This window comes from Paraburkholderia caffeinilytica, from assembly GCF_046030355.1.
Lineage (GTDB): Bacteria > Pseudomonadota > Gammaproteobacteria > Burkholderiales > Burkholderiaceae > Paraburkholderia > Paraburkholderia caffeinilytica_B.
The window spans coordinates 396476-416263 of record NZ_JAQQCQ010000005.1 but is presented as its reverse complement, the minus strand read 5'-3'; the positions used below and the strand labels follow the sequence as shown (position 1 = coordinate 416263).

Here is a 19788-nt window from a genome sequence, read left to right as displayed (position 1 = left end):
AGACGTCGTATAATCGTTTTTCCAGAAAATAGGTGTTTTGTAATCGTTTTGCGAGCCGAGTAATCGAAACTACGCAAAACTCAGCGAAACAACGTGCCCTCGCGCGCCCCCGCCCCGGATCGAAAAGTCATGCCGCAGATCGGTTATCAATGGCTATCCAACACGTACGGCGTCGTACCGGTCCACCCGTTCGCCGTTCAAAGTGAAATCGGCCGGATTCGCTCGACGTCCACCGACGGTGACATCCGCCGTGAGGTTTACCCCGAACGTTATCGTCCGGCCGCCAGCCTGATCGACAACCTGACTTTCGCCTTCCGCCACGAGGGCATTCACCTGGAATTTCTCGCGCGACTCTATGCGCTGCAGCCGGTGCGCCACGAACTGGAGGCATGGATCGCACGCGAACCCACAGGCGCGTATGCCCGCCGCGCCTGCTTCTTTTATGAGTGGTTGATGCCGGAGCCGTTAAACGCATCGGGCGTCTCCCGGGGAAACTATGTCGATGCACTAAATCCCGAGGACTTCATCGTAGGTACCCCTGTCAACAACGCGCGTTGGCGTGTACGCGACAACCTGCCGGGCAGTCGGGATTTTTGCCCGGTGATTCGACGCGTCGAAGCCGTTCGGCACGCCGAAGCGTACGATCTTGCCGCACCGCTCGCCGCGCTGGAAGCGGACTACGGCATCGATCTGATCATGCGCAGCGCCGTCTGGCTGACTGTCAAAGAAAGCCGCGCGAGCTTTCTGATCGAACACGAGCAGGACAAAGAGGATCGGATCCGCCGCTTTGCCGCGGTCATGGAAAGCGAATGCGGACAGCATGCGAATCCGTTCGACGCTGAAACGCTCGACGTCTTGCAGCGCGGCATCCTGGGACAGTCGGCCCTGCGTTACGGCATCCGCCGCTCCCCGGTGTATGTGGGACACACCGCACGCTATCAACCGGTGGTCGACTACATCGCGCCGCATTGGGAACACATCGAAACGATGCTCGCAGGGCTTAGCCGCTTTCTGGAACGGACCGAAGGGGGTGCGTCGATCGTGCGTGCTGCCGCGGCATCGTTCGGCTTCGTCTACGTGCACCCTATGGCTGACGGTAACGGCCGCATTTCGCGCTTCCTGATCAACGACATCCTGCGTCGCGACGGCGCAGTGCCTGCGCCCATCATCTTGCCGGTGTCCGCCACGATCACCCACAGCACGCGCGATCGTGCCGCTTACGACAAAGTGCTCGAACGCTTTTCGCGCCCGTTGATGAATCACTATGCCGACCAGTACACGTTCGGCAAGACCGAGAGCGCGGATGACGGTGTCGAATACAACCTGCACTTCCGCGCCTATGACGACGCATTGCCCGCCTGGCGCTATCCAGATCTGACCGCACACGTCACTTATCTTGCCGACGTGATCGACATGACACTCACGCATGAAATGCGCACCGAAGCGCGCTTTCTGCACGCCAACGACTCAGCGCGGCGCGCCATCAAAGAATTTCTCGAAGCGCCAGACAACGATCTGGACGGCATCATTCGAAGCGTCCGCCAGAACGGCAACAGCGTGTCGAACACCCTGCGCAAGCGCTATCCGCTGTTTGACGAGCGGCCAGAATTGAGCGCGCAAATCGTGCAGGCGATCACCGAAGCATTTTCAGACGAGAACAACCGCTAGTCATTGCCGGCACACGGGTGACACGAAACAAACGCGAAAGCGGTGCTGCACCGCTCAATATCTTGTTGACTCGGCCCCAAGGGCCAACTCCATGATGTGCGTGGTCTACAAACGAAGAGGTGACTCATGCGTTGTTCCACTCCATTTTTGAGTGCTTCCGAAGCGGCGAGACAACTCGGCGTCTCGACCAAGGCGCTGCGACTCTACGAACAACGAGGCTTGGTGACGCCAACACGCACGGTCTCCGGGTACCGCACCTATGGTCCCGAGGAGATGAATCGTGCGGCAGAGATCGTGGCCCTGCGCGCACTTGGCCTCAGTCTCGCTCAGGTAGCGCAGGTGTTGAAAGGCGACCCGCAGAGTCTGGAGCCCGCGTTGGCTGCTCACGAGGCGACGCTTGAAGCGGAGATTCGCCAGCTCGTGGACAGAATAGCCAAGGTCAGGGGGCTTCGGTCGGATCTCGCCCGAGGTCAGGCACCGGCCGACGGAGAACTGGCGCGCCTGCTCAACCCGTCCGTCGGATTCACCACGGCCTTCGATCTGCCTTGGCCTTGGGGTGGCGAACGGTTCGAACTTCACGACATCCGACCGCTGAACTACATCATCGGCCCTTTGGGAAGCGGTAAGACACGGCTGGCGAAATGCCTGGCTGAGCATCTACCGAATGCCGTTTTCCTCGGTCTCGAACGGCTAAACGATGGACATGCCAATACCATCGCGCGCCTGCAAGCGGATGCAGCGCTCAACTCACGCGTGGATGAGACGCTTGCCTGGCTCACCGGAGAAGGCGCGACAGAATCGGAAGCCCTCACCACGTTGCTCGTCGATTTGGAGGCTGAAGGGCCAGCCACGTTGGTTGTCGACATGGTGGAGCAAGGGCTAGATCAAGCCACGCAGGAAGCATTGATCATCCATCTCCGCCAACGCGCCAAAGTGAGTACGCGCCCGCTGTTTCTAATGACGCGCTCTTCAGCGATTCTGGATCTGGCGGCAATCGGCCCGGATGAATCAATTATTCTCTGCCCCGCCAATCACAGCCCGCCTACGCTCGTGGTGCCCTATCCGGGCACACCGGGATATGAAGCCGTTGCGACCTGTTTGGCTACGCCGGAGGTTCGGGCGCGGACTGCCGGCATGATCGCCTGGCGTCCTCAAGCAGCGTGACCGTTTACGCATGGGTCGCGGGAGATTGTTGATGCGAACCGGACTGTTGAACATCCTTCGCACCCTGAAGGACGAAGCTTCTCGCGCGCCTGCTCAATCCCCCGCCGCTTCCGGCTCATGCGACGATAACCGCGCCTTTGCGTGCCGCATCTTTTCAAGCGTCTTGGGCCGCGCCTTCAACGCGACGCCGATCGCCAGCGCATCCATGATGCACAGATGCACGAGCCGGGACACGCCCGGCGTATTTGGATCAATCGGACTCGGCACGCGCAGCAGCAGCGGAATATCGACCAGCCACGCCAACCGCGAGCCCACATTAGTCAACGCAATCGTCGTCGCGCCACGCTCCTTGGCGATCTGAATGCTTTCATTCACTTCGACGCTGCGTCCCGAATGCGAAATCGCAAACGCCACATCACCCGGTTCCATCAGCCCCGCGTAAAGCCGTTGCAAATGACCATCGGTAAACGCAGTCGCCGCAATATCCAGCCGCAAAAATCTTAAAGCCGCATCTTGCGCAACAAGTCCCGACCCCGACCCAACGCCAAAAAAGAAAACCCGCCCCGCGCTCGACAACGCCGCAATCGCACTCTCAACCACCGCCGGATCCAACGCACTACACGCATGCGTGATCCCATCGACAGCAGCCTCACCCACCTTATCCATCAACGTCTGAACGTCATCGTCACGCGCCACCGCCGTCGACGCATACGGCACCCCGCCCGCCACGCTCTGCGCCAACTGCATCTTGAAGTCGCGCAGACCATGCGCGCCGATCGCGCGGCAAAAGCGCGTGACGGAAGGCTCGGACACCTCCGCGCGCTGCGCGAGTTCGGTGATGCTCGCGCGCATCGCAAAGTCGACGTCGCTCAGCACCATCTCGGCGACCTTGCGCTCGGCGGGCCGCAGATTGGCCAGCGCGCCGCGGATGTGGGGAATCAAGTTCGGTGCGGACACCCGGTGTTCCTTAAGGGTTAAATGAATCCGCGTCGCGCCGCAGCTTCAATCAGCTTGAATCAGCCTCAAGCGACAACACGCGGTTCAGACCAGCCTGCGTCCACTCTCCGTATCGAACAGATGAATATGCTCGGCCGGCAGACGCAGCGTGACACGCTGACCGGGCTCGATTTTCGAGCGCTGGCGAGTCGTCACGCACCACGTGCTGCCGCCTATTTTCCCGTACAAATGGGTCTCGGCGCCAGTCGGCTCGACCACTTCGACTTCCATGGTGGCATCCGGCCTGTCAGCCAGCGTTTCAATGTGTTCGGGGCGTACGCCGAGTGTGACTTTTGCGCCCACTACCGCTGAGGCCGGCGTGCCTTCCAGCACGATCTCGCCACCGTCCGTGAGTTTTAACGCGAAACCCTGCCCTTCCGTCCGATTGACCAACACGCCTTCGGCGAAATTCATCGACGGCGAACCGAGGAAACTCGCGACGAACAGATTCGCCGGACGGTCGTACAGATCGAGCGGACGGCCAACCTGCTCGATCCGCCCCGCGTTCATCACGACGATGCGGTCGGCCATCGTCATCGCTTCGATCTGATCGTGCGTGACGTAGATCACCGTATTCTTCAGACGCTGATGAAGCGCCTTGATTTCCGTGCGCATCTGCACGCGCAATTTGGCGTCGAGATTGGACAGCGGTTCGTCGAACAGAAACAGCGACGGCTCGCGCACCACCGCGCGGCCCATCGCCACCCGCTGACGTTGACCACCCGAGAGCGCGCGCGGCAAGCGATCCAGATAACTGCCAAGGTTCAGCATCTTCGCGGCAGCTTCGATCCGCGGCTTGAAACTCGCCGACGATTCCTTGCGAATCCGCGGCCCGAACGCAATGTTTTCGTAGACTGACAGATGCGGATAAAGCGCGTAGCTCTGGAACACCATCGAGATATTGCGCTGCTGCGGCGCGAGCGTATTCGCGCGCGTGCCGCCGATCATCAGATCGCCACCGCTGATTTCTTCGAGTCCGGCCACCATGCGCATCAGCGTGCTCTTGCCGCAACCCGACGGGCCGACCAGCACGACGAACTCGCCGTCGTCGATGTCGAGATCGATGCCGTGCACCACTTGCGTGTCGCCATAGCGTTTGAAGATGCCGCTCAGTTGCACTGCTGCCATGCTGTCCTCATCGTCGTGCTGTCATGCGGACGTGTTGCGTTGCTTCATCGAGCAAAGAACACGCCGCGCTACCGGGTCAAAGCAGTTCAAAACGAATCCAGTTCATTCAAAGCGATTCGAGCGTCAGCTCTTCCGCCATCAAACGGTTGCCGGCCATCAGTCCACCGTCGACCGGCAACGCGACGCCGGTAATCACGCGCGCCATCGGCGATGAAAGGAACAGCACCGCATCGGCGATATCGTCCGGTGTCGCGAAGTCGCGCAACGGGTACCACTTTTTCAGATCCTCGAAGACCTGCGGGTTCTTGTCGACGCGCGCCTGCCACGCCTGCGTCTTCACCGTGCCCGGACAAACGATGTTCGCGCGGATGCCATAGCGGCCGAGTTCGATCGCCAGCGCTTTCGTGTAGCTGATGAGCCCCGCTTTCGCCGCGCTATACGCCGGATGCCCGAGCGCGGCCATGCCGTTCACCGAGCCGATCAGCACCAGCACGCCCTTCTGCCGTTCGATCATCGACGCGCGCACCGCTTCCACCGAGTGATACGTGCCGTTCAGATTCAGATGGATGTCGCGCTGCCAACTGGCAGCGTCCGTCGTGGCGAGCGTCAACCCTTTCGCGGCACCCGCGTTGGCGACCAGCACGTCCACCGGGCCGCGCGTTTTCACCGCTTCGGCAACCGCTTGCTGCACTGCGGCAGCGTCACCCAGGTCGACCGCGATCGGCGTGACATGCGCGTCGCCGAGTTGCGCAACCAATCCGTGCAGCGCGACCGCGTCGACATCGAGCGCCAACACGGTGTCGCCCTGCTCCACGAAACGCTTGCACAACACGCTGCCGATCCCGCCGCAAGCGCCCGTCACCAACACCACACGATTCATGTCCGCCCTCGCCCTTCAACCCCGTTGCAGCGCCGGTTTAGCGTGTAAATTTCCTACAAACCCGGTGTCGAACAGTTGTCTAGTCATCCCGAAGATTGGGTATCCGTGACTTCGCGTTATGCAGAATACCCCTGCTTTACAGCATCTTATGCACAAAACTGGCTGAGAAAAAATATGGCAGACCCTACGTGACAAGCTATTTTGCGTCATGTAGGATTTTTTCAAACAATTTAACCCAAAGCGGCCGGCGACGGCAGCAAACCACCCCCACCATCGTTGGATGGGACCGGAGCAAGTGCGGTGCACTAACTCCGATCGACACAGGAGAGAGAAATGTCGTTGCATGCCCGTGCTTCCCTCGCGCTAGGCAAAGTTGCCGTGGCGCTCGCGTTTGCAGGTATTGCTGTCGCGGCTCACGCCGACACGGTTCGCGTGACGGTCGCGCATTACAGCGATGCGACCGCGCCGTACTTCGAAAAAATGGCCCGCAACTTCGAGAAGGCCAATCCCGGCACCACGATCAAGATCGAAGATGTGAACTGGGACACGCTGCAACAGAAACTGCAAACGGACATCTCCGGCGGCGCCAACGCCGATCTCGCGATTGTCGGCACGCGCTGGCTGCTCGACTTCGTGAAGGACGACGTCGCCGAGCCGCTCGACGGCTACATGGACGCCAGCTTCAAGGGCCGCTTCATCGGCCCGTTCCTCGCACCCGGCGAAATCAACGGCAAGGTGTATGGCCTGCCGATCGCCGCGTCCGCACGCGCGCTCTACTACAACAAGGATCTGCTCGCGAAGGTCGGCTATCCCGACGGCCCGAAAACGTGGAATGACGTGATCGATGCGTCGAAGAAACTGAAGGCGCAGGGCGTTGCCGGCTTCGGTCTGCAAGGCAAGGAAATCGAAACGGACGTCTACTATTACTACGCCCTGTGGACCAACGGCGGCGATGTGGTCGGCAAGGACGGCAAGGCAGCGTTCAATTCGCCGGCCGGCGTCAAGGCGGCCACGCTGTACAAGACGCTGATCGACGACGGCCTGACGCAGCCTGGCGTGACCGGCTACAGCCGCGAAGACGTACAGAATCTGTTCAAGCAAGGCCGCGTGGCAATGATGATCTCCGCACCGTTCCTCGCCAAGCAGATCAAGAAGGAAGCGCCGAACCTGAAGTACGGCATCGATCCGATCCCGATGGGCACCACGCACGCCACGTATGCCGTGACCGATTCGATCGTGATGTTCAAGAACTCGAAGGTGAAGAAGTCGGCCTGGAAGTTCCTCGACTATCTGTTCACGAAGGAACCGCGCGTCGAGTTCACGACGACCGAAGGCTTCCTGCCGACCACCAAGGCTGAGGCGACCGATCCGGCGTTCAACGATCCGGATACCAAAGCTTTCGTCGCGCTGTTGCCGACGGCTCACTTTGCGCCGACTGTGACCGGTTGGGAAGACACCGCGAAGGCTGTGACCGATTCGATGCAATCGATCTACCTGGGCAAAGCGAAGCCCGCTGACGCATTGAATGCCGCGGCTGCGCAAGCGAACAAGTCGCTCGGTAAGTGAAGCGCGTAGTCTCGTGGTGATTTGCTGAAATTTGCTGAACACGGAACGCGCGCCGCCGTTGCGAAGGCTGCGCGCGTTTCGGTTGTCATGTCCGTAATGCACTATCCGGCCCATCCCGTCGCGCCCGCTTTTTAAATGTGGACGCGTCTTACGATCGAGCACGCATGAGCCGTTCCGCTTCTTCGCGCCCCCAGGCGCCCTGGTTGCTGATTGCGCCGAGTCTGGTGTTGGCGCTTTTCATCATCAGTTACCCCATTTTCAACATCGTGTGGCAATCGCTGCACGAGGTCTCGCGCTTCGGCGCGATCCGCGATTTCACCGGTCTGCAGAACTTCGCTACGATTTTCGCGGACCCTGCGTTTCTTGCTGCCGCTAAGCGGACGATTGTCTGGACCGTGTGCGTGGTGGGCGGCACGGTGCTGATTTCGGTGCCGGTTGCGCTGGTGCTGAATCAGGATTTCTATGGACGCGGCGTGGCGCGCACGATTGTGATGCTGCCGTGGTCCGTCTCGCTGACGATGACCGCCGTGGTGTGGCGCTGGGCCTTCAACGATGACTACGGCATGGTCAACGTCACGTTGCAGCGGCTTGGGTTGATCAGCGGTCCGATACATTGGCTCGCGACGCCGGAACTCGCGTTTCCGGTGGAGATCGCGGTTGGTATTCTGGTGTCGATTCCCTTTACGGTAACGATTCTGCTGGGCGGGTTGTCGTCGGTGCCGGGGGATATTTATGAAGCGGCGCGGATGGATGGCGCCAGTGCGTGGCAACAGTTTCGCAAGCTGACGATGCCGCTCTTGCGGCCGTTCATCAACATGACGATTCTGTTGAACGTGATTTATGTGTTCAATTCTTTTCCGATTATCTGGGTGATGACGCAAGGTGGGCCGGATAACGGGACGCATATTCTCGTTACGTATCTTTATGAGCTTGGGTTCCGGCTGGGACGTCCTGGTGAAGCGGCTGCGGTGTCGCTGATCATGCTCGTTATGTTGTTCGTTTTCTCGATCGCTTATCTGCGCTTGCAACCCGCGAAAGAAGGAGAGACCTCATGAGTCTCAGCGTCAAGATGAAGCGGTCGTTGTGGTGCTGGTTGGCGCTTTCGCCTCTCATAGTGGCGGTGCTGTTTCCGTTTGCTGTGATGTTGTTTACTGCGTTGAAACCGGCTACGGAGATTTTTGTTTATCCGGCGCGGTGGTTGCCAGTGCATTGGCAGTGGAGCAATTTTTCGGATATGTGGGTTGCGGCTAACTTTGGTGTCGCGCTGAGGAATAGCTGTGTGATTAGCTTTTTGTCGACTGCGCTGGCGTTGGCGGTGAGCTTGCCGGCGGCTTATGCGTTGGCCAGGTTTCCGTTTCGTGGGAAAGGGCTGTATTCGCAGTTTCTGCTGGTGACGCAGATGTTGTCGCCGATCTTGCTGGTTGTGGGGTTGTTCCGGCTGGCTGCGATGATTCCTTATGGGGATGGGAATCTGGTTGACTCCAAGATTGGGGTTATCGTTTCTTATGCGGCTTTCAATATCGCGTTTGCGGTTTGGATGTTGTCTTCTTACTTTCAGACGGTGCCGAGGGATCTGGAGGAAGCGGCTTGGTTAGAGGGGTGTGGGAGGACGAGGGCTGTTTTTAAGGTTTTTCTACCGCTTGCCGTGCCTGCGATTGTTGTTACGGCGATCTTTACTTTTATCAATGCCTGGAATGAGTTTGCGGTGGTTTATACGTTGATTCGGTCGCCGGAGAATAAGACTTTGACCGTGCAAGTGACCGATATGGTGGCTGGGAAGTATGTTGTTGAGTGGCATTTGGTGATGGCTGCTACTCTTTGTGCGACGTTGCCGGTTTCGATTGTGTTTGCCTGGTTGCAGCGGTTCTTGGTGAAGGGGTTGGCGTTGGGGGCGGTGAAGTAGGGATGGGCGCGGGGTCTCGGTCCACCGCGAGCGTCTCATCTGCATTAGCCGGAACTTGATTCGACAGGTCGTCGGCCATTGCTGCCATTCGGGCGCCTTGGGTTGTACGTCGGCAATATGGCGGAATGCAGTGGGGTGACTACATTGAGCCGCAAGGCGGCCGCCAACCGACTATAGCTGTCACAGCAAGCCTTAGACCGTCTGTCCAGGCGATGAGCAAGCGCAACAGGTCGTGGCAGCAGATGCGAACCGACGCAGAAGCCAAACCTCTGAACGAACTGACAGGTGAGTAAGCTCGAGGTCGTCGATGCTGAACCCAATGGCCTTACTTTCAACCTTCGGATTAGAATGGTGGCCGGGCGGGCGCTAGACCGGCACGCTGAAATAATAAAACCGGGGAACATCATGCAGACTCGTCAGACCATCCAGCGATTCATTCGTTGGATTTTTCCGTTGGTTGTCGTGGCGTATGGTGTCGTCGCGCACGCAGATGACGAGGTGTCGCTCTTCGACGCAAGCGGCAGGGCTCAAGCGTATATTGCGCTGGACGATGAAATGACCATCTACACTTGGAGCGGCACGCCTGCTGCATACCTCGAAAAAGGCCCTGATGGGTATAACGTCTACGGGTTCAACGGCAAGCACCTTGGATGGTTCGTGAAGGGGGCAATCTACGGACACGACGGGACGGCGTCATGTGCCACTTCTCAGGTCATGACTTCTATAACGCAAATCGAGCCGATCAAATCGATCCGGCATATCAAGCCAATTCGGTCGATCACACAAATCGAGCCGATCCAACCGATTCTTGCCGGCAGGTTCGGTGAGACACCTTGCAATTTCCTGCTCGGCGAAGGGACGAAGTAGGGGCTGGCGTGCATTTCTCATGCGCTGAGGCCACCCCAAAAAGACCAAACGATCCCAGAACTCACTACGGATTGCCCCCGCTGCGGAAGGCAGCGCTGATCTTGTCTAACCTTTTAGTGGCCAACGACGGCAAAGTAGCCCGCAACAGCCGTGCGGCATCCGAACATCGAGCGCCCGCAATGGCCGAGTCGAACGCATAGGCTGTCCAGCAGCTTTCCGGGCCGAAGCGGCTCGAGGATGATTGCCCTGCGACAGCGACGCTGGCACAAGTCCACCGTTTTTGTCCCAAGAGGATCGCGCTAGAGAGCGACCGCACGAATCCCGACGTAACAGCGATTCGCGCGGCCGCAACCAACTACGTTAGATTTCAGTCTGCTCCGAGATCTCAAGCGCGTCGTCGACTTCGATGTCAAGGTAGCGGATTGTGCTTTCAATCTTGCTATGGCCGAGCAGCAACTGCACTGCCCTGAGGTTCTTCATGCGTTTGTAAATCAGCGTTGCCTTCGTACGACGCATCGAATGCGTGCCGTACGCTGTCGGATCGAGGCCCGCTGCTCCCGCCCATCGACGTATCATCCGCGCATATTGCCGGGTTGAAAGATGCGGGGACGCCAATAGCCGGCTTGGGAAAAGGTACTGCTCCGACCTCAGGGCAGCCTTCTCAAGCCATGCGCCGACCGCCTTCCGGGTCGACTCGGTCAATTCAGACTGGACAGGGCGCTGCGTCTTTCGCTGGATGACTTGCGCCCGCGGCAGGACCTGATTGCCGCTCGTGACGTCGCGGACTCGTAGATTGACAAGATCACAACCACGCAGTTTGCTGTCGATCGCAAGGTTGAACAGGGCGAGATCGCTGACAGCATGGGCGTTCTGAAGGTGGATCCGGATGGCCCAGACGTCTTTCGGCCGCAAAGGCGGCTTCTGACCGACCAGCTTGCCCTTGTTCCATGCCTCACGGGATTGTTCGCTTTCATCGCAGCCTCCCACAGAGATGATGGGAGTTCGATTGTGGTACCCGACCGCGACGCCCGCTTGGAGGGATTTGAGCGCGCGGTGTCTCTACGGAAAGGGTCGTTGGCCGGGCAGGCATCAAAGTCGTCCCGAACGCCCAGCAACCAAAAGCATGAACCCACCGTTTCTACCAGAATCTGTTATAAGTCGCTCAGCAAATGGCACTAACAAACAAGAATATTGATTTCATTCTTGAAACCGTCGCTTAAACTTAACGAAAATTTATTCTGGAGAAATTCAGTGTTAGGGTTGCTAAAATTTCTGCTTCAAAAACTGGACGTGCTGTCTATCGCAGAAGCGGCACGTAAGCGTAACAATCGACGAACCGCCGCACAGCTCCATTTAATCTTAGTGCTTTCGTACGAAATTATTGAACTGTATGAGGTGCTGCTCAACGAATTGCGCGCCGCATTGGAAACGTATGATAACGGTCTCGAAAATCATAGTTTTTCGCTGAATCGTCATCGTGTCATTTCGCTCCTCCAACGCCAATCATCCAATCTTGCCGTTATGGAAAAAATGACGTGCGATCTGCTGGATGAGTTGCGAATAGTCGATAACAATTTTGCCGACGCATATCGAGCAGTTATTCCGGGAAAAGGCAGCATACTTTTTCACGCTGAAATGATTCTTGCCGACGGCCGTTTTCCTCTCGCCGAAACGGGGCCAGGAGCATTCCCCGCTGGCGTGGACGGCAAGCGACGGGCGCTTTCGTTCAACGACATCGGGGAAAATGAGGCTTCGGCAATCTCTACGGATCGCTCCGAAAGCGCTCCTTTCATTGATGAGGATGTAGTCGAAATCAATATTGGCGACGTCGATGCTTTTTTTGTCGAACTGAAACGGTACCTGCGGGATGAAGACCCTATTGCTCGATTGTCAGAGCTACAGCAAGCGACCGATCGATATCGCGAGGTGCTTTTGAAGACATTTAAACTTGAAGACATTCTTGGCGAAATATCTTCGGTCAAGAAATATGACAGTTGGGCTCCGTGACAAGTCACAGTGACGATCTATGTGTCTATAGTCGATGCGGTAGCGAGGGGCCGCTTCAATCAATGACGCACCACTGGCTTCTGGCGGACGAATGACCGTTTGCCGGTTAATGTTGCCTTCTGAATGCCCGAGGGACATTTCGGGCGGCAGTCTCTTCATAGCCAGGTCCTGCCACATGCAACCGGCATGCACAGCCTTACCTCGCAAGGACGCGAACGGCAGCATAGGCGCCTCATCGCAATTCGACGGATATGCGAAGGCAAATTGGGCAACCATGGTGACTTGGCTGGTCGACAACGTGCGAAGGCTTGAAAACGCTTTCCAACCGTATATCCCAGAGTTGAGGGCACTCCTTCAGGATCGTCGACGCGATAACTAGCGATAGCGGGCAGGGACTACGCCAATAATGATAAGCGACAAGACTGCCCCGCTTACGAGATCGCTTACCCGGATGCGCAATGCGTAACACCTGCGTCATCGCCAAGTGCGATTGCAAAGGCGAAGGTCGTAAACGTGATTGCTAAGTTCGTCATTGCGACAATTCCCTTGCACTTAAATGAACGCTCTGTAGGCATACCAAGATAGGTAGAAGGCAATCGTTCCAAAAAACAGAATTGATCCGGTGACAAGCCATCGGACAGTTGACCATTTGCGGCCGAGACCGACGTAACCGACATATCCATAGATCATGGATGGGCCCAAAATCCATAAAACGAAGATTGTCAAAATCCACCAAGGGACGTTACAAGCATCAATTTCGTAACATCCGTGATATGGCTTTTCCGGCCAGTGATTCAAGCTGCCCAAATCACCTAGGAGCAATGCCACGGCAAACCCGATTGCCCCGCCAAGCAACGTGCCCCACAGCCTCTTCATTTCATTTCCCAGAACAGAATCTGTTTTGATTTGCTTAAGTCCGAAAAGCCAGGGCCGGTGGGTCGGTTTAGCGTGAAGCGAAGAAAATTTTCTGCGGCACCAAGAATCCCGTTATTAGTCAGTCTAGCTCCATTCCACAAATCAATATGACCGCCGCTTAGATTGTCGTGGGAATCGCCATCTTGTTGCCAGTATCCGAAGAAAAATATGATTCCCGTGCGTCTCATTACTTTATCCCGCCATCGAGGACCTGTTATGTCTTGCGGTACAGCGAGACCGGCGATTGGGCGAAGCTTTAGCCATTCGGCCAGTTCGTAGGCACGCGTCGCTGCTGGCTTGCCGTCCAGCATGAGTCGCCCGAGGGGGTCCTTCCCAGGCATTGGCTTCACGAGTTTCTGCGAGAACGATTTCATCTCGACGCCGACGCGATGAAACATCACGCTCATACGGATTGCGCATTGATTCTTGTAGTCCCCAGTTGGATCGTCATATGGGTCTCCCGATGGATAGTTGTCCCACAGTTCTTGGAAGGTTAGCACCTTCAGTTCCACTACCTTGATGGAGCCCGGTGTTGAGTTGGTTCGAACCACAGTCGGTTTGTTCGGCATTGTCAGTTTCCCTGTTGTTTCGCGCGGGCGTCATCACCCCAATCGACCGTGCAGTCCCTCGGTTCCTGTGTCTCGATGCAGGGCAGGTTTCCGTCGACATCGGTTTGACCGTGTGACGTGTGGCCGTTCGCCGTTTTGATGAAGTACGGATAACCTGCCAGGACTGCGCCCACGAACGACGGATCGCACCCGTTCGTCGAAGTCCTTCGATGCACCCGAAGATTGACGGGATGCCGCAGTGGCAACCCAATTGCTAACGCCGTCCGTTTCGTCAATGATCATTGAACTGCAGTCGTGGACCGGAATGATGCTAACGCGTCACCACTCCGACGCATCGAATATTGGCCGCTTGCATCGGCGGTGAAATCCTAGCTTTGTTTGTAGAGTCGGATACGAGATAAGTCAGAAACCATTAAAGCGGTTGATGTGCATCAACATTGACGGGGTGCGCGCTTAGTCCCGCGAATTACGCTGGCGCTGGCAAATTTATATGGAATCCGCACCATGGTATTGAAGACAACCAACGAGAGCTAGCGTACCGTTCGAATCATCGTTGCCCCCAGGCGGCACCTGTCGCAGCAACGATGCCGTCCTGTAGCAAGTCTACGAAGACAATCCACGCCTTGTCCAATCGGCCAAACCAGACCATTTAGCGCCTGACTTGAACACTACCCGCTCGTCCTGATTTATAATCATCAAGCCGTCGGGAAACACCCGGCGGTCAGGTTTGGAAGCCTGCTAGCTAAATCCGCACACCCGCTCACGCGGGTCGTGCGTCTACCTCTGCACGTCTATATTCCAATGGGCGGGTCGTGGTGGGGGAGCCGCAAGGCTCGCCGGTTTGGTTTAGCGCCGGTCTTCCAATCCCGCTTCGTGCCCGCTCACCCACTTCCCCAAGCGAGTGTCGGGCGATCCGAGATGTACCAGGGAGGTCGCACCATGAGCAGCAAACCTACAAAACAATCCCAAACCGTTTCACGCCCGCCAGTCGACGCGCTCCAGTACGAAAAGCTTGCGCTCTCCACTTTCGACTTATGCAACCGGCAGTTGAGCCAACTCAACACACTGATCACACTCGCGTCCTCAATATGTAGGAATCCTGCCATCACGAGTGACGAAAGACGACGTCAGCAGACCATGCTTGAATTGCTTGTTGACAAAGCAGAGCAGTATCAACGCGAACTCGAGTGTGATCGTGAGTTGTATCAGGTGATCGCGCTCGATGCGAAGGGCATCCCACAGAGCCGCATCACCGCGAGCCGTGCAGCGCGCCTTCTCGCAGAGGCAACGCAAATAGCGACGACGAAAACACCGGCAGGCACGAAGCCGAGCCCGGCCAAACAAAAAGCTAAATCCGCGACAAACGAAGAAGCAGACGCTACCCAACAGCCGCCCCCCCACGCAGCACTCACCATCTAGACGGTGAGCGACTTCAGTCGCAACATCACTTGCACCGTCTTTCCAGATAACGGAGCAACTGATGCGGCGGTCTGCAAACCTGATACCGCAAAGCGCATCATTGCGATATATGGACATTTTTGCACTTCACCACGATCGCAATTGTGGCACGGTTGCCAGGTCTTGACGCTGATTCACGAATGCACCCATTTTACGGACGTATTCGATTCAACCGATGATATGTACGGCATCACTATTGGGCTTTCGTTCTGGGCGCAAGATAACCCCGCCAAGGCAATCCGAAATACGGACAGTTTGGCTTGTTACATTGGATTGAATGACTAAGGATATTTCTATGCTACAAAGGAATTTTCCCTCCCGAGCGATCCGCTGTCTCTTGGCGCTTTGCTTTATTGCGAGCGTAGGTAGCGCAAGCGCCTGTACTATTTCAGAGGATATAACAAGCAGCTTGCCTCTCAATTCAACGGATATTTCAAATTCAGATCGCGTCAACATTGCGAACATGATGCTTGCCGCGAAACAATGGCCGAACGTCGAAATTAGAGGCATTGTCTACGCGGGTGGGTACGTCAAGGAGCGAAACCCGAAGGCCATAGCGGCCGAGCGCGCAGCAATCCTTAAAAGCTATCTGGTTCAACTTGGCGTAAAAGAAAAAAATGTTTGGGTTGATACAAGAATCATCAAGGAACCCGATGTTGATGACAAAGGCAACGCGACGCTCGATCAGATATCAGTGACTCTTGTTCCGATATGCGAAGGCGGATGCGAGCGTCTTTGCAACGATCCTCGCGTGACGCCTAACAGCAAGGCACTCAAATAGCGTTGACGCTCGGACATGTCATCATGCCCCGCCTCGACGGGGTTTTTCATTCAAGCGTTAAGTGTGCCTATTCGTTCTACGCTTAAGAGCACCGACGAGCGCCACAAGCAAACGTGGGCAGGCGCCGTATAAACCAAAACACTTCCAACCATCCACCATCGATCGACTCCGGAAAAATGTAGCCACTCCTGCTCCATCAACCCCATCCCGCCCACCACATTTGTATATATAACTTCGAACCACACCCTGCTATCCTGTTTAAATTCCACGCCGCCCCATCCGCAGGCGGCGAACTTCCTGATCGAGCGTCGTCATGAGATCGTCAGGCCTCAGGGTGCGCAGGTTCAGCTCGGCGGCTCAGGAGCGCGCGTTCCGGTGGGACTACGCGCGGCGTTTCTCCGGACAGCGCAGACTCGCCATCACCATCTTCACCGCGTTGTGGATCGTATTTTCCATCCGCGACTTCTCCCGGTTCAACGTACTCGATCCCGCCCATCTGCACCACAACGAGCTGATTCTCCTGCGAGTCGCCGGCGCGATCGGCATGACGATTCCCGTGCTGCTCTGGACCCCGCGCGCACTCGATGAACGTTGGGCCGTCGCGCTGCTCAGTGTCTGGACGATCAGTTGCTGGTTCACCACCTTGAGAATGCTGCAGTTCTATCCGGGCGACCTTGGCTGGCGGGAAGTCTATCCGGTGCTGATGTTTTCCCTTTTCCTGATATTCATGGCCTTTCGGCTTCGGGTGATCACGGCAACCTGGCTACTCGGAATATGCGTCGTCAGTTATCTGATCATGCTTTATTTCAAACCGGTCGGCGGGAGTGTCGAACTGCGCGTGGAGTCGGTCGCTGCGCACGCCACCATGCTACCGCTGATGGCTGTCGTCGGCGTGCTGCTCAGCATCCCGCTGGAACGTGCCGCGAGGCGCGAATTCATGTACCGGCGCACCTTGCGCGCAGCCAAGGCTCGGGTCGAAGCGGCGTCGCGCGCGGTCAACGAGCAGAACAGACGCATGCAAGAGCTCGTCAAGGAGAAAGAACGATTCTTTTCGTCGGCGTACCACGACATCCAGCAGCCGCTCGCCGCAATCAACCTTTTTATCCGAAGCGCCCGGACGAGGATCAGAGACGGATACGCCGTGGATCGCGAGCTCGATGTCATCGAGGAGACCGCGTCCGACATCCTCGACATGTTCAAGGACATTCAGGACTACAGCGAGCTAGGCTCATATGTTCCTCACGTCGTACCGGTCGACACCCACGGCCTATTGACCGAGGTCTTCGAGCAGTACCGGGAGACGGCTCGATTGCGTGGCATCGATCTAAGAATCGCCGGGCGGCGAAGATACCCGCCGTCCATCGAAACCGACCGGTCGCTCTTCAAGCGGTCCATATCAAATCTCGTATCGAACGCGATCAAGAACACGTCATCGGGCGGCGTTGTGCTCGGCTGGGTGCAACTGAATGAACGGCTGCGCGTCGATGTATGGGATACCGGCATCGGCATTGCGCCCGCCCATCGGGACGCGATCTTCTCCGAGTACTATCAGATCAACAATCCGGAGCGCGACCGTTCGAAAGGGCTGGGACTGGGGCTCTCGATTGTGCATCGTGCGATCCATATTCTGCCGGGACACAGCATGAGTTTCGCCTCCGTGGAAGGGCGCGGATCGCGCTTTTCCCTTTACGCGACGGTTTCGGCATCAACCCCGACCGCCGGGGAAAATGCTCAGAATGGCGACGCCTGCACGCCCGACCTCACTGGCACGTTCATGCTCCTGTGCGACGATGAGCCTACCGTCCTCGAAGGCCTGAGGCGTCTTTTCTCAAGCGCGGGCGCGCTCGTGTACGCCGCCGAGTCGATGGCGGGATTCGAAACCATCCTTGCCGATGACAGTCGCATTCCCGATCTCATCGTCGCCGATATCCGTCTGCGCGAAGGAGCCACCGGCAAGGACGTTGCTAATCGGATCAGGCGTCATTTCGCGTGGGCGGGCGTTATTCCAGTCGCATTTATCACCGGCGAACTGCTGTCCGATCACGTCCTTCGCGACTTTCCCGAACCATTCGTGCTATTGCGCAAATCCTCCGCCCCCAAAGACCTGCTGGCGGAGATCAGCAGGTACGTGACCGCCCAGCGGAAGAAGAAACCCGATCTCGCGAACGATCAGTGACTGCAAACATCCCGAGCGCGGCGGTTCTTTGGGTACGCCTGATTCGTCTAATGATGGGCGAAAACCGCCACTTTTCGGGCGACGCCCTATAGATCAGCCGCCACTGTGTACTATCTGATCTGAAGATATCGGACAATCACTGCCGATTTGGCCATCGTCCGATGGGTAATCGCAGCTCGGCTCGAAGACCGTTCCAGGAGACGATGGAATGCGCGTACTGATCGTCGACGACCATGAACTGTTCAGAGCCGGATTGGCGCTTCTACTGACGGAGCTCTTTCCGGACATCGAGTTGCTGCACGCCAGCACATTGTCGCGAGGGGTGGATCATGCGCTTTGCGAGCTCCTGAACATCGTTTTTCTCGATCTCGACCTGCCCGACGGCAACGGCTGCAACGCGCTTGCCGAATTGAAGGAGTCGCGACCGTCGTTACCGGTGATTGTGATATCGGCCGACGAGCGCGTGGAAACCATCAGTCGATGCATACAGCTTCGCGCCATGGGATACGTGCCCAAATCGTCGCCGCCTGAAGCGCTTCGTGCGGCGATAAGCGCGGTGCTTGCCGGGGGGGTGTTCCTGCCCGCCTCCAGCATCGCCAGCCTCAGTCGTGATACGGGCACTGACAAGGCTCAGGCAAATGGACCTGGGGATAGACAGCCGCGCGTCAAATCGGAAACGAGCAATGCATCCGAACTGGGACTCACGCCGAGAGAGTTCGAAACGTTGGCGTGGCTAGTGCGCGGACTTCCGTCCAAGACGATTGCCCTGAGAATGGGGCTCGAGGACATTACGGTCCGGAAATACATCAGTCATCTGCTTGCGCATTTCAATCTGCGGCGCCGTGCGGAACTCATCGTCATGCTGGCGGATAGCGGGATCAAGCTCGGCGTCCCGCCGGTCACGGATCCGGCGCTTGACCGAAGCCTGCCGCCAGCTGACGGGCATCCAACCGACTGACTTCAACCAGCGTGCTTTCGATCGGTCGCATTCGATACGCCAATGTATCGGCGACGTGACACGCGCTCGTCCCACATCTGGATAGTTCACCACGGCGCGCCATCGGGAAGCACGTATCCGACATGTCGCCGGGAATCGGACAACGACAGTACATACATCTTTCGCCGACTCGTGCTTTCCACCGCCTACGCATGTGTGTTGCGACGGCGTTTCGCCTGACCAAGAATGAATATGACCGCAACGCTGATGGGGCATTCGTCGAGTGCACCCGAAGCGTTGGTCGTCGTAATGAGTTGAACCGGTCTTGGCTCGTGCGAAGCGCGAATAACGAATCGCATGAATGGAAAACTCAACGTTGATAAAGGAACCAACATGAAATCACCACTGATCGTCGCATCCACTGTCGTGCTGTTTGTCATGGCCGGTGTTGCGCATTCGCAAGACACACCGCAAGCCTCTCAATCCGCCCCGCAAGAAAACGCCGCAGCACAAGCCTCTGACCCGAGTGCGGGGATGGAGGCATACGGCGGTACACCCGACACACGGGTACAGAGCGGTGCGAAATATGCCAGACCTTGCCGGGTGGATCCACAATGCAACGTTTTTTTCGGCGGGAGCTAACAGGCGAGAGAGAGGCGCGACGGCTTCAAGAGCAAGCGGAATGGGCGTCACAACGAGCATTGGGCGGTCGCAAAGTTTGAGTTCGACATAACTGAGCCAGTTGCAAGCTCGGCGTCGCTAACGCAATCCGT

Annotated in this window: 18 protein-coding genes; 13 read left to right on the top strand and 5 right to left on the bottom strand. The window is 57.3% G+C overall.

Annotated features, from left to right (window positions below):
• Nucleotides 1–129: 129 nt before the first annotated feature.
• Nucleotides 130–1668 (top strand): Fic family protein, encoded by a 1539-nt coding sequence (locus tag PQQ95_RS11050; protein WP_408437412.1) that lies wholly within the window; start codon nucleotides 130–132, stop codon nucleotides 1666–1668.
• Nucleotides 1669–1794: 126 nt separating this feature from the next.
• Nucleotides 1795–2832 carry a MerR family transcriptional regulator gene (locus PQQ95_RS11045; protein ID WP_408437411.1) on the top strand — a complete coding sequence of 346 codons (1038 nt, stop codon included), beginning with the start codon at nucleotides 1795–1797 and terminating at the stop codon, nucleotides 2830–2832.
• A 93-nt stretch (nucleotides 2833–2925) separates the two neighbouring features.
• On the opposite strand, the gene PQQ95_RS11040 is transcribed toward PQQ95_RS11045, so the two are convergent.
• The 3 genes from PQQ95_RS11040 to PQQ95_RS11030 all read right to left on the bottom strand — a co-directional run bounded on the left by PQQ95_RS11040 (nucleotide 2926) and on the right by PQQ95_RS11030 (nucleotide 5836).
• Entirely contained in the window at nucleotides 2926–3789 is an 864-nt protein-coding gene (locus PQQ95_RS11040; RefSeq protein WP_408437410.1) for a MurR/RpiR family transcriptional regulator, read from the bottom strand.
• An 84-nt stretch (nucleotides 3790–3873) separates the two neighbouring features.
• Nucleotides 3874–4956 carry an ABC transporter ATP-binding protein gene (locus tag PQQ95_RS11035; RefSeq protein WP_408437409.1) on the bottom strand — a complete coding sequence of 361 codons (1083 nt, stop codon included), beginning with the start codon at nucleotides 4954–4956 and terminating at the stop codon, nucleotides 3874–3876.
• A 106-nt stretch (nucleotides 4957–5062) separates the two neighbouring features.
• On the bottom strand, nucleotides 5063–5836 hold the full coding sequence (locus PQQ95_RS11030) for an SDR family oxidoreductase (protein ID WP_054035599.1): 774 nt from the start codon (nucleotides 5834–5836) through the stop codon (nucleotides 5063–5065).
• Nucleotides 5837–6169: 333 nt separating this feature from the next.
• Here PQQ95_RS11030 and PQQ95_RS11025 point away from each other — a divergent pair, with 333 nt between their 5' ends.
• The 4 genes from PQQ95_RS11025 to PQQ95_RS11010 all read left to right on the top strand — a co-directional run bounded on the left by PQQ95_RS11025 (nucleotide 6170) and on the right by PQQ95_RS11010 (nucleotide 10172).
• Nucleotides 6170–7402, top strand: coding sequence for an ABC transporter substrate-binding protein (locus PQQ95_RS11025; protein WP_408437408.1), 1233 nt, complete (start codon nucleotides 6170–6172; stop codon nucleotides 7400–7402).
• 164 nt (nucleotides 7403–7566) lie between these two features.
• The gene (locus PQQ95_RS11020) at nucleotides 7567–8457 is read left to right on the top strand and encodes a carbohydrate ABC transporter permease (RefSeq protein ID WP_408437407.1); all 891 of its coding nucleotides are present in this window, start codon (nucleotides 7567–7569) and stop codon (nucleotides 8455–8457) included.
• Nucleotides 8454–9305, top strand: a complete 852-nt coding sequence (locus tag PQQ95_RS11015) for a carbohydrate ABC transporter permease (RefSeq protein ID WP_074286267.1) — start codon at nucleotides 8454–8456, stop codon at nucleotides 9303–9305. Before PQQ95_RS11020 ends, PQQ95_RS11015 begins: the two co-directional genes overlap by 4 nt.
• A 285-nt stretch (nucleotides 9306–9590) precedes the next feature.
• The gene (locus PQQ95_RS11010; RefSeq protein ID WP_408437406.1) at nucleotides 9591–10172 is read left to right on the top strand and encodes a 4-fold beta flower protein; all 582 of its coding nucleotides are present in this window, start codon (nucleotides 9591–9593) and stop codon (nucleotides 10170–10172) included.
• Between the two features lie 360 nt (nucleotides 10173–10532).
• Here PQQ95_RS11010 and PQQ95_RS11005 read toward each other — a convergent pair whose 3' ends face one another.
• Nucleotides 10533–11159 (bottom strand): tyrosine-type recombinase/integrase, encoded by a 627-nt coding sequence (locus PQQ95_RS11005; protein WP_408437405.1) that lies wholly within the window; start codon nucleotides 11157–11159, stop codon nucleotides 10533–10535.
• 264 nt (nucleotides 11160–11423) lie between these two features.
• Between PQQ95_RS11005 and PQQ95_RS11000 the strand changes: the two genes are divergently transcribed.
• Complete coding sequence (locus PQQ95_RS11000; protein ID WP_408437404.1) at nucleotides 11424–12179, top strand: hypothetical protein; 756 nt, start codon at nucleotides 11424–11426, stop codon at nucleotides 12177–12179.
• An 872-nt stretch (nucleotides 12180–13051) separates the two neighbouring features.
• Here the strand turns inward: PQQ95_RS11000 and PQQ95_RS10995 are convergent.
• Nucleotides 13052–13663 (bottom strand): type VI secretion system amidase effector protein Tae4, encoded by a 612-nt coding sequence (locus PQQ95_RS10995; protein WP_408437403.1) that lies wholly within the window; start codon nucleotides 13661–13663, stop codon nucleotides 13052–13054.
• Nucleotides 13664–14602: 939 nt separating this feature from the next.
• Here PQQ95_RS10995 and PQQ95_RS10990 point away from each other — a divergent pair.
• From PQQ95_RS10990 to PQQ95_RS10965, 6 genes are all read left to right on the top strand, one after another.
• Nucleotides 14603–15082 carry a hypothetical protein gene (locus PQQ95_RS10990; protein ID WP_408437402.1) on the top strand — a complete coding sequence of 160 codons (480 nt, stop codon included), beginning with the start codon at nucleotides 14603–14605 and terminating at the stop codon, nucleotides 15080–15082.
• Between the two features lie 3 nt (nucleotides 15083–15085).
• A complete protein-coding gene (locus PQQ95_RS10985; protein WP_408437401.1) occupies nucleotides 15086–15406 on the top strand; it encodes a M35 family metallo-endopeptidase in 321 nt (106 codons plus the stop codon).
• Nucleotides 15399–15902 carry an OmpA family protein gene (locus PQQ95_RS10980; RefSeq protein WP_408437400.1) on the top strand — a complete coding sequence of 168 codons (504 nt, stop codon included), beginning with the start codon at nucleotides 15399–15401 and terminating at the stop codon, nucleotides 15900–15902. Before PQQ95_RS10985 ends, PQQ95_RS10980 begins: the two co-directional genes overlap by 8 nt.
• 313 nt (nucleotides 15903–16215) lie before the next feature.
• Nucleotides 16216–18078 (top strand): ATP-binding protein, encoded by a 1863-nt coding sequence (locus tag PQQ95_RS10975; protein WP_408437399.1) that lies wholly within the window; start codon nucleotides 16216–16218, stop codon nucleotides 18076–18078.
• 208 nt (nucleotides 18079–18286) lie between these two features.
• On the top strand, nucleotides 18287–19036 hold the full coding sequence (locus PQQ95_RS10970) for a response regulator (RefSeq protein ID WP_408437398.1): 750 nt from the start codon (nucleotides 18287–18289) through the stop codon (nucleotides 19034–19036).
• Between the two features lie 336 nt (nucleotides 19037–19372).
• Nucleotides 19373–19657: a hypothetical protein gene (locus tag PQQ95_RS10965; protein ID WP_408437397.1), complete on the top strand. Its 285-nt coding sequence runs from the start codon at nucleotides 19373–19375 to the stop codon at nucleotides 19655–19657.
• The last annotated feature ends 131 nt before the right edge of the window (nucleotides 19658–19788 follow it).

What these genes read in the sequence shown, in the direction of transcription:
- PQQ95_RS10980 (WP_408437400.1), top strand. Translation starts at nt 15,399, where the DNA reads ATGACTAAGGATATTTCTATGCTACAAAGGAATTTTCCCTCCCGAGCG.
- PQQ95_RS10990 (WP_408437402.1), top strand. Translation starts at nt 14,603, where the DNA reads ATGAGCAGCAAACCTACAAAACAATCCCAAACCGTTTCACGCCCGCCA.
- PQQ95_RS11035 (WP_408437409.1), bottom strand. Translation starts at nt 4,956, where the DNA reads ATGGCAGCAGTGCAACTGAGCGGCATCTTCAAACGCTATGGCGACACG.
- PQQ95_RS11020 (WP_408437407.1), top strand. Translation starts at nt 7,567, where the DNA reads ATGAGCCGTTCCGCTTCTTCGCGCCCCCAGGCGCCCTGGTTGCTGATT.
- PQQ95_RS10995 (WP_408437403.1), bottom strand. Translation starts at nt 13,663, where the DNA reads ATGCCGAACAAACCGACTGTGGTTCGAACCAACTCAACACCGGGCTCC.
- PQQ95_RS11050 (WP_408437412.1), top strand. Translation starts at nt 130, where the DNA reads ATGCCGCAGATCGGTTATCAATGGCTATCCAACACGTACGGCGTCGTA.
- PQQ95_RS10975 (WP_408437399.1), top strand. Translation starts at nt 16,216, where the DNA reads ATGAGATCGTCAGGCCTCAGGGTGCGCAGGTTCAGCTCGGCGGCTCAG.
- PQQ95_RS10970 (WP_408437398.1), top strand. Translation starts at nt 18,287, where the DNA reads ATGCGCGTACTGATCGTCGACGACCATGAACTGTTCAGAGCCGGATTG.
- PQQ95_RS11015 (WP_074286267.1), top strand. Translation starts at nt 8,454, where the DNA reads ATGAGTCTCAGCGTCAAGATGAAGCGGTCGTTGTGGTGCTGGTTGGCG.
- PQQ95_RS10965 (WP_408437397.1), top strand. Translation starts at nt 19,373, where the DNA reads ATGAATGGAAAACTCAACGTTGATAAAGGAACCAACATGAAATCACCA.
- PQQ95_RS11045 (WP_408437411.1), top strand. Translation starts at nt 1,795, where the DNA reads ATGCGTTGTTCCACTCCATTTTTGAGTGCTTCCGAAGCGGCGAGACAA.
- PQQ95_RS11025 (WP_408437408.1), top strand. Translation starts at nt 6,170, where the DNA reads ATGTCGTTGCATGCCCGTGCTTCCCTCGCGCTAGGCAAAGTTGCCGTG.
- PQQ95_RS11030 (WP_054035599.1), bottom strand. Translation starts at nt 5,836, where the DNA reads ATGAATCGTGTGGTGTTGGTGACGGGCGCTTGCGGCGGGATCGGCAGC.